Here is a 17,530-nt window from a genome sequence, read left to right on the forward strand (position 1 = left end):
AGAGGGCCGGCGTCCAGGGTCTCCCCCTGGCGCCGGCCCTCCGTGGTGTCCCGGGTCAGGCCGGGTAGCGGCTCATGGCCCGGAGGAAGTACTCCATGCTGCTCATGACGTCCTGCCGGAGCTGCTCGTCCCCCGACCCCATCAGGACGGGGAGCCACGCCTCCTGCTCCCCACGCGCGGCGGGACGCGCCAGGTAGTACTGGTAGGTCTGGTCGACGCGGCGCATGCCCGCCTCGGCAGAGCCCCACACGGCCGCGATCACCGGCTGCGGGCCGTTGACCCGACGGACGTTGGACCAGTACTGCACCTCCCACCCGTCGGCCGCCCGGTTGAGCGCGGCCTGGTAGATGTTGTCGACGAAGGCCGCGTCGGAGCTGCCACCCCGGAGGAAGAACTCCTGGCTGGCCATCAACGTGGGACGGAGCGTGTCGATGCGCACGGCGCCACTGGCGAGGTACTGGAGCCACGTGTTCATGCCGCCCGGGTCAGGAGCCCGCCCGAAGACCTGCTGGTAGGCCTGGGTGATGGTCAGCGTGCGGAACTCGGTGGAGTTCGAGAACGCCTGGGCCACCGACCGCGTGGACCAACCACCGGTCGACAGCTTCGAGGTCCAGTCGGCCAGTCCGTTGGGATCCGGCGTGCGCACCATCATGTCCTGGTAGAGGGCCTGGACGAACGACCCGTTGGCCGGTCCACCCGCCACCGCCGCGCGGATCTCCGACAACCTCCCGTAGCCGTACTGGCCGGGACAGGTCGTGCTGCCCACGTCGCGGTGCCCGAAGATCGTCGGCAGCGTCACCCGCGCTCCCGCGGCGTACCTCGACGTACCTCCGCCACTGGACGTCAGGACGACGCTGCCGTTGCCGTTCACGCCGTACAGCGAGAACTTCCACCCGATGATGGCCGCGACCGCGTTCGCCGTGGCCTGGGGTACGGGGGTCGTGTCGTAGTTGCCCAGCATGGACACACCGAAGGTCGAGGTGTTGAACCCGCCGGCGTGTGCCCCGATGACGGTGCTGGCCAGACCGCCGTAGCGGCCCTCCCACAGCCGTCCGTACTTGTCGACGATCACGTTGTAGCCGATGTCGCCCCAGCCACGGCTCACTGTGTGGTAGCGGTAGATGGACCGCATCATCGCCGGGACCTGGTCGGCCGTGTAGTTGTTGGTGTCCGCCGTGTGGTGGAGCGTCGCCGCCTTGATGGTGGTCGCGTACTCGGGGTCCCAGGTGCGGATGTTCTCGTCGGCCCCCCACTGGGCCCGCGAGTACACGTCGGGCATCGCGAGGGCGGCGTCGGCGGTGTCCTGGATCTCCGGGGACTGCAGGGAGGCGTCCGCGTCGCTGGTCCCGGGGTCCACCAGGTCCAGCGTCACGCCGGTCGGCTGGTTCCCCGAGCGGGTCACGAGCTCGGCCTCCACGCCGGAGCTGGGGCCGGTCCACAGCGGGGCCGTGCCACCACGCAGAGCGGCCCCGGAGTCGGTGCCCTCGTTCTGGTCGGCGTCCTCCACGGTCACCGCGGTCCAGTCACCCCACTCACCGGACTCGTCCTGCACCCGCACCTGGACCACGGTGTCGGTCACCGCAGGGTCGTAGTCCCAGGTCACACCCACCAGGGAGAACGGGTCGGTGTCCGTCTTGCTCACCGACAGCGTCGGCTCGATCGCGGAGACGCCACCCACCGGCTCCGTGGTGCCCTCCTGGACCTCGGCCTCGACTGCGGGTTCGGCGACCGAGCCCATCTCGACCTCGTTCGAGGACGTCGCCACCGGTTCCGCCTCGGGCAGGGGGGCTGCGTAGACCGGGAGGACGAGCACCGTCCCGGTGAAGGCGATGAAGGCCGTGAGGCCCCCGAGAACACGTCGCACTGTCTACGAACCTCCACTCGTGGTCAGGCCCGTTACAGCCTGAACTGGAACCACTGCTCCCTGTCCATCGACAGGAACGAGGTACAGCTTGAGGTCCCCCGGGCCACGGACGTCGCACGTCACGCGACTCCCGTGCACCCAGGCTCGTTTTCGTCACTTGACGCTGACGAGCCCGGGCCCGGGCTGTCGACACCCGCCCCCGCACGACCCCCGCCGTGCCGTCGCCAGGGCCCGTGGCGCGTCCCGCCCCGGCCCGGTGACCGCCTCGTCGTATCGTCGGGGCACTCCGCAGCTGGACGACGAGGAACGCGAACCGGTGCGCCCGGCCCGACGTGAGGAACGACCATGAGCAACTCCGACGACCTGCCGCCCCGGGGCGGTGCGCCCCTCCCCCCTCGACTGGACCCTCGCGCGGGCCGGACCCAGCGGCCACGCGGGGACAGCCGCCCGGCGGGGGGACGACGGGCCGGACCGGCCCGCCTGGCCGCGTGGGCCCGCGTCGTCGCCGGCGTGCTCTCCGTGGTGCTGCTCGCCACCGGCGGCTGGGGCTGGTACCTGGGCCGCGTCGTGGAGGCCGGCGTCAACCGCACCAACGCGATACCCACCACCGGCAACGACGGGGTCTCGGAGGTCGAGGACGCCGGTCAGGCGATGAACCTGCTGCTGGTCGGGAACGACAGCCGGGCCAACGCCACGCCCGAGGAGCTCGCCGCTCTCAGCACCGAGGCCAACGACGGCATCAACACCGACACCATGATCCTGGTGCACGTCCCGGCGGACGGGTCCGCGGCCTCCTTCGTCTCGTTCCCGCGCGACTCCTACGTCGACATCCCCGGCCACGGCATGGACAAGCTGAACGCCGCCTACTCCTACGGCATGCTCGACGCCCCCGAAGGGGCCACCGACGCCGAGAAGCAGGCCCTGGGCGCCCAGCTGTTGATCCAGACCCTGAGCCAGCTCACCGGGCTGTCCATCGACCACTACGCCGAGGTCGACCTGCTCGGCTTCTTCAACCTGTCCAGCGTCATCGGCGGGGTGGAGGTCAACCTGTGCAACGCCGTGCAGGACTCCTTCTCCGGCGTCGACCTGCCCGCCGGCGTCCAGACCATCAGCGGGTCGGAGGCGCTGTCCTTCGTACGTCAGCGCCACGGTCTGCCCCGTGGCGACTTCGACCGGATCGTCCGTCAGCAGACCTTCATCGCCGGGATGATCCGCAAGATGCTGTCCGACAACGTGCTGCTGGACCTCGGCAAGCAGCGCACCCTGGTCGAGGCCGCAGCCAACTCACTGACCGTCGACCAGACACTGGACCTGTTCGACCTGGCAGGGCAGTTGCAGTCCGTGACCGCAGGCAACATCGGCTTCCAGACCGTGCCCTACATCGGCGACGACCAGGACGACGCGGGGCGCTACATCCTGAGACTGCAGGACGAGGACGCCCTCCACCAGTTCTTCGCCGCCCTGTCCGCCGAGCCGCAGACGCCGGAGGTCCCGGCGTCCGCGGCGCCCTCGGCGCCGGCGACGACCGACCCGGGCGACGTGCCCGTGGCCGTGTTCAACGGCTCCGGCGTGGCCGGGGTGGCTGCCGAGGCAGCGGGCCAGCTCGAGTCCGCGGGCTTCGTGGTCGCGAGCACGGGGAACGCCGACAGCGCCCAGTACACCTCCACGGAGATCCGCTACGCCGCGGGTGACGACGCGCTGGCCAACACCGTGGCGGCCTCCATCCCCGGCGCAACCACCGCGCAGGTCGACGACGTCGAGGCCGGGACGGTGCAGCTCGTCCTCGGTTCGGACTTCAACGGCGTGGGGCAGGCCCTGACCACGCCGGAGGAAACCGCCGCGACACCGGTGGAGGGTGAGGACGCCCGCACCGCGGCGGACACGACCTGCATCAACTGAGCAGCCACTCCGGCGTGGATCTGCCCACCGAGCTGATCCCTGCGCGGGGCCGCCTGTCTCACAGGGCCGTCGGCCGGCCCGCCCGGAGACGTGCTCGGCCGCGGGCCTGACGGTCCCCGCGACTCGCGCAGCTCGGTTCACGCGCCGGGCTCTCAGGTGAGGAAGACGCCCAACCCCACCAGGGTTGCCCACAGGAGACCCAGCAGCAGGAGGACCCGGTCGCCGAGCACGATCTCCTCGGGTGCGCCGGCGGTGCCCTTGTCGACGTCCACGGCGTACCGCAGCACCGCGAGGACGAACGGTGCGATGGAGATGGTCGCCCAGGGGGGCCCGGTCTGAGTCGCGGCCATCTCGAACGCCCACAGGCTGTACGCGGTCACGGTGACGCCGGCCGAGAGGCTCCACACGAAGCGCAGGTAGCTCGCGGAGTACTCCTGCAAGGTCCTGCGGGTGGCGGCGGCATCGCCCACCAGGATGAACTCCGAGTACCGCTTGCCCGCGACCATGAACAGCGACCCGAAGGCCGCGACGAGCAGGAACCACTGCGACAGGAAGAGCCCTGCTGCCACACCCCCGGCGATGCCCCGGAGCAGGAAGCCCGAGGCCACGACCGCCAGGTCGATGACGGGCTGGTTCTTCAGGAACACGCAGTAGGCGAGCTGGATGACGATGTAGCTCCCGAGGACCGCGGCGAGCGCAGGACGCGTGAAGACGACTGCGGAGGTCAACGCAAGGGCGAAGAGGACCACCGCCATCGCCAGGGCGGCCGGGCGGGGGACGAGCCCCGCCGCGATCGGTCGGAACCGTTTCCGGGGGTGCCTGCGGTCCTCCTCGACGTCGATCGAGTCATTGACCAGGTACACCCCGGACGCGGACAGGCAGAACAGCAGGAAGGCGATGGCGGTCGGGCGGAGCACGTCCGGGTCGAAGACGGCGCCCGCCGCCAGCGGGGCCGCCAGCACGAGGACGTTCTTGACCCACTGGCGGGGACGCAGCGCCCGGACGAAGCCCCATCCACGCGAGCCTCGGACTCCGGGGGTGCGGGGCGGCGGCGGAACCCGTGACGGCGGCGTCACGGACACAGCGGGACCGGAGGACCGGCGGGGCTCGGCACTCACCGGGACACCGCTCCCCGTCGTCCGGTCGCTCGGCGCACCCCGAGCGCCACGGCGGCCCCCAGGGCGGAGCCGGCGACGACGTCGGAGGGGTAGTGCACGCCGAGGAGGACCCGGGACACCACCATGGCCCCCGCCACGGAGGCGGTGACCGGCACACCGACGAGGGGTGCGAACCCCACGGCGGCTGCCGTGGTCGAGCAGCTGTGCGCGCTGGGGAAGGACAGCCGACTGGGGGTGCCGACGAGGGGCGGGACGTCCGGGAGGGTCGGACGCGGACGTCGCACGACCCGCTTGACCAACACCGCGGCTGCGTGCGCCGCGACGACACCGGTGACGGCGGACCGCCACTCCGGTCGGCGCCGCCCGGACAGCCAGCCGGCGCCGCCGAGGGCGATCCAGCCGAGCGCGTGCTCCCCCACGTGGGACAGCGCCTGGGCGACGGGGACGGCTCCCGTCCCTCCCAGCAGCCGACGGGTCCGGCGGAGCACGGCGTGATCGAGGCGGGCGATCGCCCAGCCCGGGGCAGCGGTCATCAGGCCAGGACTCTAGCCTCGCCCGCCCGGGGACGACGGGACCCGCGGCGCACGCGGGGAGCCCGAGCCTGTCACGCTCGTCTCATGCCCCCGGCACCTCCCGTGAACCCGGCCGACCTGCTCGCCGCCGCACTCCTGCGCGACGCCGCCGCGCCCCTGGTCACCCACTACGACGACGCGACCGGTGAGCGGGTCGAGCTCTCGGGCACCACGCTGGCGAACTGGGTCGCCAAGACCGCCAACCTCCTCCAGGACGAGTTCGACGTCGGGCCGGGCAGCACGGTCGCGGTCGCCCTCCCGGTCCACTGGCAGACCGCCGCCGTCCTGCTCGGCGTCTGGTCCTGCGGTGCCGCCGTGCTGGACACCGCCGCCGAGGACGAGGACCGCCTCGACGGCGTGGACGTGGTGCTGGCGGCCCAGGACCGGCTGCCGGCGATCGAGGAGCACGGGCTCGACGAGCTGCTCGGGCTGTCGCTGCACCCGCTGGGCCTGGGCATGACCGGGTACGTGGGCGACGCCCGGGACTTCGCGCTCGAGGTCCGGGTGCACGGCGACCACTTCGCGCCGTACCAGCCGCCGGCGCCGTCGGACCCCGGCCTGCTGCTGGCCGGTCTGCAGCTCACCCTCGGTGGCCTGGTCGAGACCGCCGTCGAGCTGGCCGGACGGCTGGGCCTGGTGGCCGGCGACCGGGTGCTGGTCGACGAGCAGGCGGCCACGGAGGCCGGCCCCGTCGCCTGGCTGCTGGCCCCGCTCGCCGCCGGGGCGTCGATCGTGCTGTGCCGCAACGCCCACCCGGGCGGCCTCCAGCACCGGGCGGAGACCGAGGGCGTCACCGCTACGCTCGGCCTCAGGCTCGACGGGATCCGCGAGCTGGGCCGCCCCGCTCGCAGCTGAGCCCGCCCAGCCACTCGATGGACGGTGGATGAGCATGGACAAGGTCGTCTCCAGTGCTGCCGAGGCGGTGGCCGACATCGGCTCCGGCTCGACCCTGGCCGTGGGCGGGTTCGGCCTGTGCGGCGTGCCGATCAAGCTGATCGACGCGCTGCTCGCCCAGGGCGCAGACCGGCTGACCACGATCAGCAACAACTGCGGGGTCGACGACGCCGCCCTCGGCGTGCTGCTCTACGCCGGGCGCATCGCCAAGACGATCTCCTCCTTCGTCGGCGGCAACAAGGAGCTCGCCCGGCTCTACCTGTCCGGTCAGCTGGACGTCGAGCTCACCCCGCAGGGCACCCTCGCCGAGCGGCTGCGGGCCGGCGGCTGCGGCATCCCCGCCTTCTACACCCCGACCGGGGTCGGGACGATGGTCGCCGACGGTGGCATCCCGGTCCGCTACGACGCCGAGGGCACCGTGGTGGAGACCTCGAAGCCCAAGGAGGTCCGCGAGTTCGACGGCGTCCAGTACGTCCTGGAGACCGCGTTGACCGCCGACTTCGGCCTGGTCCGCGCGGCGGTCGGTGACCGGCACGGCAACCTGGTCTTCCACGAGTCGGCGCAGAACTTCAACCCCCTCGCCGGGATGGCCGGGACGGTGACCATCGCGGAGGTCGAGCGGCTCGTGGAGCCCGGTGAGATCCACCCGGAGTCGATCCACCTGCCCGGCGTCTTCGTCCAGCGCGTGGTCGTCGTCGGCCCCGAGGGCAAGGACATCGAGAAGCGCACCACCCGCCCCCGTCCCGTCGCTGCCGAGGAGAACTGACGTGGCACTCACCCGTGACCAGCTCGCCGCCCGCGTCGCCCTGGACCTCGAGGACGGCCAGTACGTGAACCTGGGCATCGGCATGCCGACCCTGGTGCCCAACTTCATCCCCGACGGCGTGCACGTGGTGCTGCAGTCGGAGAACGGCGTCCTGGGCGTGGGGCCCTACCCCTTCGAGGGCGAGGAGGACCCAGACCTGATCAACGCCGGCAAGGAGACGATCACGCTCCAGCCCGGTGCCTCGTTCTTCGACTCGGCGCTGTCGTTCGGGATGATCCGCGGCAAGCACATCGACGTCGCGGTGCTGGGCGCCATGCAGGTCAACCCGCGCGGGGACCTGGCCAACTGGCTCATCCCCGGGAAGATGGTCAACGGCATGGGCGGCGCGATGGACCTGGTCCACGGCGCGCGCCGGGTGGTCCTGATGATGGAGCACGTGGCCCGCGACGGGTCACCGAAGCTGGTCGAGGAGTGCACGCTCCCGCTGACCGGCAAGGCCTGCGTCGACCGCGTCGTCACCGACCTCGCGGTCGTCGACGTCACCCCGGCCGGGTTCCTCCTCCGGGAGACCGCGCCGGGCGTCAGCGTCGAGGACGTGGCCGCCGCCACGGGTGCGCCGCTCCAGGTCGCCGACGACGTCCGGGAGATGGCGCTGCCGACCCCCGCCTGATGACCGGAACCCGGCCGGCGTCCGCCCGGCCCGTGTGAGGGGCCGGGCTACCGTGTGCTGGTGGCCCGTCCTACCGTCCTGACGCCGGATGACCGGTGGTCGCCCTGAACGGGCGCCCCCATGCCCGCCGCTCGTTCTTGTCGCTGTCCTGGGTGGCGGTGTGCGTGGCAGGGAGCGGGGTGCTCACGTTCGGATTCCTCGCCCTGGTGGCCCGGGCCATGCCCTCTGACGAGTACGCGGGTTTCGGTGCCTTCTGGTCCATGACCCTGATCCTGGGATTCGGTGCGTTCCTCCCGGTGGAGCTGGAGCTCGCGCGCTCGCTGAGCGACCGCGGCTCGACGAAGCCGCCCCCCGGTACCGGACGCACGACCGGGCTGCTCGCCGTCGGAGGCGTCGCGTCGACGTTGATCGCAGCCCCGTTGTTGGTGACCGCCTTCGGCGGCCAGACGGGGCCCCTCGTGGCCTTGGTGGCGCTGGTGCTCACCAGCGCCGGGCAGTTCGTGCTGCGGGGGATGTTGCTGGGGCGTGGACGACTCCGGACTCACGGCACGCTGCTGCTCGTGGACTCGGTCCTACGGGTCGCGTTCGCCGGGTTGGTGAGCATCCTCCTACCGGGAGCGGGGCCCACGGCCTACGCCTGGGCACTGGTCGCTGCGATCGCGACGACACACGTCCCGCTCCTGGTCTGGCAGCGCACGCGGGCGTCCGGACCGCACGGGGAGGACGTTGGCCCACTGACGGTCCAGGGCCCCTCCCACGGCTTCGGCTACGCGGTCGCGCACCTGCTGATCGGCACCCTCGCTGCCCAGGTCCTCCTCAACTCGGCCCCCATCGTCGTCGCGGCCCTCGCCGACCGGGCCGAGGCGGCTGCAGCAGCAGCGTTCGTCGCCTGCTTCACGCTGGTCCGACTGCCCCTCTTCGTCGCGGTCTCGCTCCAGAGCGCGCTCGTACCCCTCCTGGTCGGCGCCCGCCGATCGGGCGGACCGGCGGCCGCACGGGCCCTCGTCGTCCGGATCCTGCTGGGTACGGGCGGCATCTCGCTCGTCGCCCTGGCCGTGGGGGCGGCCCTGGGTCCGCCGACGGTCGGGTTGCTCTTCGGCCCGGAGTTCACGATCACCGGCCTCGACTTCGGCCTGCTCTCCGCCGGCGCTGCGATCCACCTCGGGCTCCTGGTGGTCAGTCAGGTCCTCGTGGCCGACCAGCGACACCGTGCGGTCGCCGTGGTCTGGGCGTCGGGCCTGGCAGCCGGCGCACTCGTCTTGGCGGCCGTGCCGGACCTGCTCTTGCGTGCCACGCTCGCCTTCACCGTCGGCTCGGCCATCGCCTTGTCGGTGAGCGCCTTCGCTGTCCTCTCAGGCGCCGGGGCGGTCCCGTTGCGCGAAGAGGACACCGCCGCGCCGTCGGTCACGCCCCGCCCACCCTCAGGAGCCTGAGGGGCCCTGAGGACCGTTCAGCGGAGGATGTTCCGCGCGATGACCATCCGCTGGATCTGGTTGGTGCCCTCGTAGATCTGCGTGATCTTGGCGTCGCGCATCATGCGCTCGACCGGGAAGTCCTGGGTGTAGCCGGCGCCACCGAAGAGCTGGACGGCATCCGTGGTGACCTGCATGGCCACGTCGGAGGCGAACGCCTTGGAGGACGCGGACACCATGGTCAGGTCCGGCCCGCCGGTCTCCCCGCGGGCGGCTGCGACGTAGACCAGGTGGCGGGCCGCCTCGATCTTCATCGCCATGTCGGCGAGCATGAACTGCACGCCCTGGAAGTCCGAGGTGCTCTTCCCGAACTGCTTGCGCTCCTTGGTGTAGCCGATCGCCGCGTCCAGGGCACCCTGGGCGACACCGACGGCCTGCGCACCGATCGTGGGCCGGGTGAAGTCCAGCGTCTTGAGGGCGGTCTTGAAGCCCGTGCCGGGCTCACCGATGATGCGGTCGGCCGGGATGGTGCAGTCGGTGAAGTGCAGCTCGCAGGTGGGCGAGCCCTTGATGCCCATCTTGCGCTCCTTGGCGCCCACCTCGAAGCCCGGGTCGTCGCGGTGGACGACGAAGGCGGAGATGCCGTTGGCACCCTTCTCCGGGTCGGTGACGGCCATGACCGTGTACCACTCGCTGATGCCGGCGTTGGTGATCCAGGCCTTCGCCCCGTTGAGGACCCAGGAATCGCCGTCCAGGCGGGCCCGGGTCTTCATCGCGGCGGCATCCGAGCCGGCCTCCCGCTCGGACAGCCCGTAGCTGATCATCGCGTCGCCGGCGGCGATCGAGGGCAGCACCTTCTGCTTGAGCTCCTCCGACGCCGACAGGATCACCGGCACCGACCCGAGCTTGTTCACCGCGGGGATCAACGAGGCGCTGACGTCGACCCGGGCGACCTCCTCGATGACGATGCAGGTCGCGATGGCGTCCGCACCCTCGCCGCCGTACTGCTCCTCGATGTGGGTGGCGTGGAAGCCCGCCGCCGTCAGCGCCTTCTGGGCCTCGATCGGGTAGCGCGACTCGGTATCGCACTCGGCGGCCCACGGGGCGATCTCCCGCTCGGCGATCTCACGGACCGCCTCCCGGATCGCGACGTGCTCTTCGGTCAGCGCGTACAGCCCGCCGGCGTTGCTACCCACGGGTACAGGTTAGGTGCCGTTCACCTCACGGAGAAGAGAGCCGGTCCTGCAGCTGCGCGTCGCGGGCCTCGACGGATGCCGCGAGGTCGGCCTGGAACCGCTCGACCCGGTCGCGGAGAGCAGCGTCGGAGGCCGCCAAGATGCGGACGGCGAGCAGACCGGCGTTCCGCCCGCCGTCGATGCTGACCGTCGCCACCGGCACCCCGGCCGGCATCTGCACGATGGACAGCAGGCTGTCCACGCCGTCCAGCCGGCCCAGTGCCCTCGGGACGCCGATCACCGGCAGCGGGGTCGCCGCGGCGATCATCCCGGGCAGGTGCGCCGCTCCCCCCGCGCCCGCGACGACCACCCGCAGGCCCCGGCCCGCAGCGGCCTCGGCCCAGTCGAGCATCCGGCGGGGCGTGCGGTGCGCGGAGAGGACGTGCGCCTCCCACGGGACGCCGAACTCCTCCAGCGCACGCGCGGCGGGCTCCATCGTGGGCCAGTCGGAGTCACTGCCCATCACGATGCCGACGATCGGGTCGCTCATCCGGTGCTGCTCCTCGGTGCTCGCGTGCGGGGTGCCGGTCACGGGTCAGTCGTGCTCGGGGAAGGCGAACGCCGGGTCGACGACCCCGTCGGCCAGGTAGCGGGCAGCGGCCACCGCACGGGCGCGGACCTCCTCCAGCTCGGCACCGAGCGCCGTCACGTGACCCAGCTTGCGGCCGCGGCGCTGACTCTTGCCGTACCAGTGCAGCTTCACGTCGGGCCAGTGCGCCATGAAGTGGTGGATGCGCTCGTCCAGGCCCGGCCCCGCCCAGTCCTCGTCGGCGGCGTCCCCACCCAGGACGTTGGCCATGACGACGACGGGTGCGGTCATCGCCGTCGATCCCAGCGGGTAGTCCAGGACCGCGCGCAGGTGCTGCTCGAACTGGCTGGTCCGCGCGCCCTCGATGGTCCAGTGCCCGGAGTTGTGCGGCCGCATGGCCAGCTCGTTGACCAGGACGCCGTCCGGGGTCTGGAAGAGCTCGACGGCCAGCATCCCGACGACGCCGAGGCGGTCGGCGATCCGGACGGCCATCTCCTGGGCGGCGGTGGCCAGTTCGTCGTCCAGACCGGGGGCGGGGGCGATGGCCTCGTTGCAGACGCCGTCCCGCTGGACGGTCTCGACGACGGGGTAGACCGCGACCTGTCCGAAGGGCGAGCGCGCCACCTGGGCGGCGAGCTCGCGGACCATCTCCACGCGCTCCTCGGCGAGCAGCGGTCCGTGCTCCGTGAGCAGCGCCGCCGCCTCGTCCACCCCGTCCACCACGAAGACGCCGCGACCGTCGTAGCCGCCGCGCGGGGTCTTGAGCACGACCGGCCAGGCGTTCGCCTCGGCGAAGGCCGACACCTCCGCGGGGGTGCGCACCTCGGCCCAGGCGGGTTGCGGCTCCCCCGCCTGGGCCAGTGCGCGCCGCAGCACCAGCTTGTCCTGGGCGTGCACCAGGGCGTCGGGGCCGGGGGCGACCCGGTGCCCGGCCTCCTGGAGTGCGTGCAACAGGTCGGTGGGCACGTGCTCGTGGTCGAACGTGACGACGGTGGCCCCGTCGGCGAGGGCCAGGAGGTCGTCGAGGCTGCGGTGGTCACCCAGCCGGACGTCACCGGCGACGAGGGCTGCGGACTCCGCCGGGTCTGTGGCGAGCACCCGCAGGGACTGTCCGAGGGCGATGGCCGCCTGGTGGGTCATCCGGGACAGCTGCCCGCCCCCGACCATCGCGACGACGGGCGTACCGGTACGGGGGTCGAGAACGGCTGCCATGGTGTGGCCAGGCTATCGGGCGTCCGCCGGGAGGCCGGGGGGCCTCGTGCTCCGTAGAGTCCGCAGACGTGACACTGCTGGAGGTGCTGCGCCGCCGGACGGGGGTGAGCTGGCAACTGCTGGTCAAGGAACTCGGCGCCTTCGGTGCCGTCGGGGCCGCCTGCTTCGTCATCGACATAGGCCTCTTCCAACTCCTCTACGCCCACCTGGGCTGGGGTGCGGTCACCTCCAAGCTGCTCTCCACCGTCATCTCGATGACCGTGGCCTACTTCGCACACAGGTACTGGTCCTTCAACCACCGGGCGCGCACCGGGCTGCGGCGGGAGTACCTGCTGTTCGCCCTGATCAACGGACTGACCCTCGTCCTGGGCCTGGCGATCGTCGCGCTCGTCCGCTACCCGCTGGACCAGGACGGCGCACTGGTGCTCCAGGTCGCCAACATCGGGTCGATCGCGTTGGGCACCGTGATCCGCTACCTCTGTTACCGGCGCTGGGTCTTCCCGGCGGCGGCGCCGAGCCCTGCCGCCGAGGCGCAGTCCGAGTCCCTGCCGCGAACGACTCGGCCGTCCTCGTCGCGGACCTGACAGGGGCCGGTCCTCCGCTGGCCTCAGGCCGCCAGCGACGACCCGTCCCGGCCCGCCACCACCTCGACCCGGCTGGGGATCCGCGCCCGGAGCTCCTCCACGTGGCTGATGACCCCCACGGTGCGGCCGCCACGGCGCAGCTCGTCCAGTACACCCATCACCGCGTCGAGGGCGAGCGGGTCGAGGGTGCCGAAGCCCTCGTCGACGAAGAGGGTGTCGATGCGGACGCCGCCGCTCTCGGCGGTGACCACGTCGGCCAGGCCCAGGGCGAGGGCCAGTGAGGCCATGAAGCTCTCCCCGCCGGACAGCGTCTTGGTGGGCCGACGGACGCCGGTGTACTCGTCCAGGACGTCGAGACCCAGTCCGCCGCGGGCGCCGTTGCGGCCGGCCACGTCGCTGTGCAGGAAGGTGTAGCGGCCGCCGGACATGTCCTGCAGCCGCCGGCTCGCGACCTCGGCGACCTGCTCCAGGCGGGCGGCCAGCACGAAGGACTGCAGACGCATCCGCAGCGTGTTCGAGCCCCGGCCGTTGACCAGGTCGGCCAGCGTCCCGACCCGCTCCACCCAGCTGCGGCGTTCGTCCAGGTCCACCCGGGCCGCCGTCAGCTCACCGGCCAGCGCCTCCAGCTCGGTGACCCGACGGTGGGCGTCCCGGGCCTCGGCCACGGCGGCCTCCCGTTCGGCGGTCGCGGCCCGGCAGGCCCCCTCGCGGGCCGGCACGTCGGGGCGGGGACCGAGGTCGGCCAGCTCGGGCTCGGCCAGCACGGCCGTGGCCAGGGCCAGCGCCTGGTCGTGGGTCCGCAGCGTGGTGGCCGCACGGGCGGACTCCCCGCGGTCCAGGAGGGCACCCGCGGCCTCGGCGACGTCGGCGAAGCCCTGCTCCCCGGCCCGCTCGTCCAGGCGGGCGGTCGCCTCCAGCAGGGCGGCCCGCGCCGTGACCTCGGCGGTCTGGGTGTCGACGGCTGCCTCGCACAGCTCGGCTGCGCGGGTGTGGTGCCGGAGGGCCGTCGCCAGGTCCGGGTGCCCGTCGGCGGCCGCATCGAGCTGGGTGCGGAGGTCGGTGAGCGCGTCGGCCGCGGTGGCCAGGACCGCACGCTGCCGCTCCAGCCCGGCACGGTCGGCCATGACCTGGTCGGCGGCGACCTCAGCCTCTGCGACCACGTCGGCCAGCAGCTGCCGGGCCCGCACCAGGGACGACGCGAGTCCGCGGGCGACGGCGAGTGCCTCCTCGGCGACCGCCAGCTGAGCCGCCTGGGCCGCCGCCGGGACGTCCCCGGCCAGTGCGGCAGCGGCGGCCCGGGTCGTCTCCAGACGCTGCAGCTCCGCCCGGGCGGTCTGCTGCACGGTGTCGGCCGCGGCCACGGCCCGGCCGGCCTGCTCCTCCGCCTCCGCGGTCACCGAGCCCGCCGTGCCGCGGGCCGGCGCCGGGTGCTCTACCGACCCGCACACCGGGCAGTCCTGACCGTCGACCAGGTCGGCGGCGAGTTCGGCGGCCATCCCGTCCAGCCGGGCGGTCCGCAGGTCCGCGGCGCGCTCCCGGGCATCCAGCCAGGCCGAGCGCGCCGCGGCGAGCCGCTCCTCGGCCGACCGCACACGGGGGGCGGTGGCGTCGACGTCGCGGGCGGCCCGCAGGGACGTCGTCCACCGGGCCACCTCGACCTCCCGGCCCGGGAGCTCGGCCTGCCCCCGCTCCGCAGCGGTCACCGCCGCCTGGGCCGCGGCGCGACGGTCGGGCAGGTCCCGGGCGGCCGCCTCGGCCCTCGCGATGCGCTCCTCGAGCTCGGTCACCGCACGGGCCAGCCGCGGTACCTCCCGGCCCAGCCGGTCACAGCGGTCGACGTCGGGCAGCAGGCCGCGCAGCACCGCGGCCTGGTCCCGCAGCGCCCGCACGGTGAGGGTGTCGGCGGGGCGCCCGTCGGAGACGCGCGACCAGGCCCGGGTGGCCCGGGTGGCCCGGTCCTCGGCCTGCTGGTGGGCCAGGGCCGCCCGCCCGGCCGCCTCCAGGGCATCGCGCAGGGGCTCGGCCCGCTGGCCCGCCTCCCAGCGCAGGCGCAGCGGCGCGAGCGCCCCCTCCTCGGCGGTCGCCCGGCCCAGGTCGGCCCGGGCCCGGTCGCGGCGGTCGTGCCGGTCGGCTGCCGCACGGGCCGCGGCCAGCTCCCCGTCCGTGGCCGTCACGCCTGCCGCCGCCCGTCCTGCCCGCTCCGCCGCTGCGACGTCCCGGGCCCGGGCAGACCCGCGGACCTGGCCGACCCACCGGTCGGCGCGGACCCCGGCGGCACCGAGCAGGTCGGGGGCCAGCTCCTCGGGCACGTCGACGTCCGCGGTCTGCGCGACGCGGGCCAGCAGGGTGGACAGCTGCGCCCGGGCCACGTCGACGTGCTGCTGGGCCAGTCGGCGCTCCTCGGCCAGCCAGTCCTCGGCGCGGGCGAACCGGTCGACGTCGAAGAGGGTCCGCAGCAGCCTGCTGCGGTCCTCGGGTTCGGCCCGCAGGAACCGCGCGAAGTCTCCCTGCGGCAGCAGCACGACCTGGCAGAACTGCTCGGCGGACAACCCGAGCCGGGTGCGCAGGTGCTCGGACCCCTCGTCGATGCGGGTGCTGACCGGCTCCCACCCGCCCGGGGTGAGGCGCTGGACGAGCAGCTTGGCCTGCTCGGTGGTGACGCCGGCGCCTCGCTTCTTGGGGCGCTGCTGCTCGGGGCTGCGGGTGACCACCAGCCGCTCCTCCCCCAGCGTCAGCTCGCACCGGACCTCGGTGCGGGTGCCGGCACCGGCGTGGTCGCTGCGCAGGCGCTTCTCCTCCCCGCGCGCCCCGGGGACGGTGCCGTACAGCGCGAAGACGACCGCGTCGAGCAGCGTGGTCTTGCCCGCACCGGTCGGACCCCACAGCAGGAACAGCCCGTCCCGGCCGACGTCGTCCAGGTCGACGGTGACCGTGTCGGCGAAGGGGCCGAAGGCGCTCACCGACAGCGAGTGCACCCTCATCGGGCTGCCTCGTCCCGGTCCAGCACGGTCAGCGCCCGTCCCAGCAGCTCCTGCTCGGAGGGCGAGGCGCCCACGCCGCGGACGTGTCGCACGAACTCGCCGGCGACCTCGAGGTCCGACCGCCCGCGCATCCGGTCGGTGTAGCTGAGCCCGTCGGTCACCGACCCCGTGCCCGCCCACTCCAGGTGCACGCAGTGCGGGAAGCGGGCCTGCAGCCGGCGCATCGGGTCGGCCGGGCGGACGCCGTCGGTGAGCCGTCCAGAGACGAAGTGGTCCTCGACCGCGGTGTACGACGGGTCCGCGAGCAGCTCGCCCAGCTCCCCGGTGAGCACGGACAGCTCGCGGGGGACCGGCAGCCCCACCGCCCGGACGTCGGCCAGGCCGCCGGCGTCCAGGTCGACCAGCCACACGGACTTCTGCTGGCCCGCCTCCCCGAAGGAGTAGGCCATCGGTGAACCGCTGTACCGGAGCCGGGGGGTGAGCGTCTGGGGGCGGTGCAGGTGGCCCAGCGCCACGTAGTCCACGCCGTCGAACACCGACGGGCCGACCAGGTCGACCCCGCCCACGGCGATGTCCCGCTCGGAGTCGCTGGGCTCGCCGCCACCGACGAAGGCGTGCGCCAGGACCACCGACCGCGCACCGGGCCGGAAGTAGAGGTCCGACCGCACCCGCTCCATGGCCGCGGACAGCACGGCCTGGTGCGAACGCCCGACGTCCACGCCCAGCTGGTGCCGGGCGACCTCGGGCTCCAGGAAGGGCAGCCCGTAGACGGCGACCTCGCCGTGCTCGTCGACCAGGAGCACGGGCTCGTCCAGGGCCGGCGTCGAGGCGCGGACGTGGACGCCGGAGACGGCCAGCAACCCGGAGGCGAAGCCCAGCCGCCGGGCGGAGTCGTGGTTCCCCGGGGTCAGGACGACCGTCGCGCCCGCGGCGCGCAGCCGCGAGAGCACCCGGTCCAGCACCCCGGTCGCGTCGGCGGAGGGCACGGCGCGGTCGTACACGTCACCGGCGACCAGGACGACGTCCACCCGCTCGGCGCGCACGACGTCGGCGAGCCCGGAGAGCACGGCCTCCTGCTCGGCGAGCAGGTCGGTCCCGTGCAGGGACCGCCCCACGTGCCAGTCCGAGGTGTGCAGCAACCGCATGGCCCCGACGCTAGGCGGACCCTCCGACATTCCTCGACCGGGGCCGGACTCGTGGGGCCGGTGGGGTCAGCGCTGCGGTGGGACCGGCCCGGTCTCGCCGCGGTAGTACTGCCCGATGTACCCGGCGCTCTCCTGCGCCCGACGGTCGGCGTCCTCCTCGACCATGTGGTTGAGCAGCTGCTGCACGCCCTCGGAGTCCGGGATGGCGGAGAACACGGTGGACCCGCCCTCGCCGGCGGTCTCGATGGTCAACGTGCCGGAGTTGATGATCCGGTCCCACAGCGTCTGGCTGTAGGAGACGTCGGTGATCCGGGACAGGCCGAGGTCGCGACCGGTGCGGGACAGGATGCCGACGCGGTAGAGCAGCCGGTGCGTGGTGATCACGTAGTGGGTCGTCCGCCACTTCAGCAGCGGGACGACGACGAACGCGACCCCGAGCACCACGGCGGCCACCACGACCACCAACCGGTACACGCCCTGGTTCGACCCCGCCGGGATCATCGCCGCGCCGAAGGACCCCAGACCCACGAGGACCAGGAACAGCACGACGGGCCAGAAGACGGTCAGCCAGTGCGGGTGCAGGTGCCGGACGACCTCTTCGTCGTCGGCCAGCAGCTTGTCGGGGTACGCCACGGCGACAGGATGACCG

15 protein-coding genes are annotated in these 17,530 nt (G+C 73.2%); 6 read left to right on the plus strand and 9 right to left on the minus strand.

From position 1 onward, the window contains the following. Positions 1-55: 55 nt before the first annotated feature. Positions 56-1,864, minus strand: coding sequence for a DUF4214 domain-containing protein (locus ASG41_RS01830; RefSeq protein WP_082556458.1), 1,809 nt, complete (start codon positions 1,862-1,864; stop codon positions 56-58). Positions 1,865-2,209: 345 nt separating this feature from the next. Here ASG41_RS01830 and ASG41_RS01835 point away from each other — a divergent pair, with 345 nt between their 5' ends. Next, positions 2,210-3,763: an LCP family protein gene (locus tag ASG41_RS01835; RefSeq protein ID WP_056288852.1), complete on the plus strand. Its 1,554-nt coding sequence runs from the start codon at positions 2,210-2,212 to the stop codon at positions 3,761-3,763. A gap of 152 nt (positions 3,764-3,915) precedes the next feature. Here the strand turns inward: ASG41_RS01835 and ASG41_RS01840 are convergent, their stop codons facing one another. Both ASG41_RS01840 and ASG41_RS01845 read right to left on the minus strand, forming a co-directional pair. Then, positions 3,916-4,881 carry a decaprenyl-phosphate phosphoribosyltransferase gene (locus ASG41_RS01840; RefSeq protein WP_200938675.1) on the minus strand — a complete coding sequence of 322 codons (966 nt, stop codon included), beginning with the start codon at positions 4,879-4,881 and terminating at the stop codon, positions 3,916-3,918. After that, the gene (locus tag ASG41_RS01845; RefSeq protein ID WP_056288855.1) at positions 4,878-5,414 is read right to left on the minus strand and encodes a phosphatase PAP2 family protein; all 537 of its coding nucleotides are present in this window, start codon (positions 5,412-5,414) and stop codon (positions 4,878-4,880) included. The genes ASG41_RS01840 and ASG41_RS01845 overlap by 4 nt, the downstream gene beginning before the upstream one ends. A gap of 84 nt (positions 5,415-5,498) precedes the next feature. Between ASG41_RS01845 and ASG41_RS01850 the strand changes: the two genes are divergently transcribed. The 4 genes from ASG41_RS01850 (at position 5,499) to ASG41_RS01865 (ending at position 9,216) form a co-directional block, all read left to right on the plus strand. After that, positions 5,499-6,308 carry a TIGR03089 family protein gene (locus ASG41_RS01850; RefSeq protein ID WP_056288857.1) on the plus strand — a complete coding sequence of 270 codons (810 nt, stop codon included), beginning with the start codon at positions 5,499-5,501 and terminating at the stop codon, positions 6,306-6,308. 34 nt (positions 6,309-6,342) lie between these two features. Further along, positions 6,343-7,113, plus strand: coding sequence for a CoA transferase subunit A (locus tag ASG41_RS01855; RefSeq protein ID WP_056288860.1), 771 nt, complete (start codon positions 6,343-6,345; stop codon positions 7,111-7,113). A gap of 1 nt (position 7,114) precedes the next feature. After that, entirely contained in the window at positions 7,115-7,783 is a 669-nt protein-coding gene (locus ASG41_RS01860) for a CoA transferase subunit B (RefSeq protein WP_056288865.1), read from the plus strand. Between the two features lie 179 nt (positions 7,784-7,962). After that, entirely contained in the window at positions 7,963-9,216 is a 1,254-nt protein-coding gene (locus ASG41_RS01865; RefSeq protein WP_157518903.1) for a lipopolysaccharide biosynthesis protein, read from the plus strand. Positions 9,217-9,233: 17 nt separating this feature from the next. Here the strand turns inward: ASG41_RS01865 and ASG41_RS01870 are convergent, their stop codons facing one another. Genes ASG41_RS01870 through ASG41_RS01880 form a run of 3 tightly spaced genes read right to left on the minus strand, consistent with a single transcriptional unit; the run spans position 9,234 to position 12,171 of the window. Next, the gene (locus tag ASG41_RS01870; RefSeq protein WP_056288873.1) at positions 9,234-10,391 is read right to left on the minus strand and encodes an acyl-CoA dehydrogenase family protein; all 1,158 of its coding nucleotides are present in this window, start codon (positions 10,389-10,391) and stop codon (positions 9,234-9,236) included. Between the two features lie 25 nt (positions 10,392-10,416). Next, positions 10,417-10,920: a 5-(carboxyamino)imidazole ribonucleotide mutase gene (gene purE, locus ASG41_RS01875; RefSeq protein ID WP_056290135.1), complete on the minus strand. Its 504-nt coding sequence runs from the start codon at positions 10,918-10,920 to the stop codon at positions 10,417-10,419. A gap of 45 nt (positions 10,921-10,965) precedes the next feature. Next, positions 10,966-12,171: a 5-(carboxyamino)imidazole ribonucleotide synthase gene (locus ASG41_RS01880; RefSeq protein ID WP_056288875.1), complete on the minus strand. Its 1,206-nt coding sequence runs from the start codon at positions 12,169-12,171 to the stop codon at positions 10,966-10,968. A 68-nt stretch (positions 12,172-12,239) separates the two neighbouring features. On the opposite strand from ASG41_RS01880, the gene ASG41_RS01885 reads away from it, so the two are divergent. Continuing rightward, entirely contained in the window at positions 12,240-12,755 is a 516-nt protein-coding gene (locus ASG41_RS01885) for a GtrA family protein (protein WP_235564359.1), read from the plus strand. A gap of 23 nt (positions 12,756-12,778) precedes the next feature. On the opposite strand, the gene ASG41_RS25150 is transcribed toward ASG41_RS01885, so the two are convergent. The 3 genes from ASG41_RS25150 to ASG41_RS01900 all read right to left on the minus strand — a co-directional run bounded on the left by ASG41_RS25150 (position 12,779) and on the right by ASG41_RS01900 (position 17,514). Continuing rightward, positions 12,779-15,736 (minus strand): AAA family ATPase, encoded by a 2,958-nt coding sequence (locus ASG41_RS25150; protein WP_056288878.1) that lies wholly within the window; start codon positions 15,734-15,736, stop codon positions 12,779-12,781. After that, positions 15,733-16,881 carry an exonuclease SbcCD subunit D gene (locus ASG41_RS01895; RefSeq protein WP_056288881.1) on the minus strand — a complete coding sequence of 383 codons (1,149 nt, stop codon included), beginning with the start codon at positions 16,879-16,881 and terminating at the stop codon, positions 15,733-15,735. The genes ASG41_RS25150 and ASG41_RS01895 overlap by 4 nt, the downstream gene beginning before the upstream one ends. Positions 16,882-16,947: 66 nt before the next feature. Next, the gene (locus tag ASG41_RS01900; RefSeq protein WP_056288883.1) at positions 16,948-17,514 is read right to left on the minus strand and encodes a PH domain-containing protein; all 567 of its coding nucleotides are present in this window, start codon (positions 17,512-17,514) and stop codon (positions 16,948-16,950) included. Between the last annotated feature and the right edge of the window lie 16 nt (positions 17,515-17,530).

Source organism: Modestobacter sp. Leaf380 (genome assembly GCF_001424485.1).
Lineage (GTDB): Bacteria > Actinomycetota > Actinomycetes > Mycobacteriales > Geodermatophilaceae > Klenkia.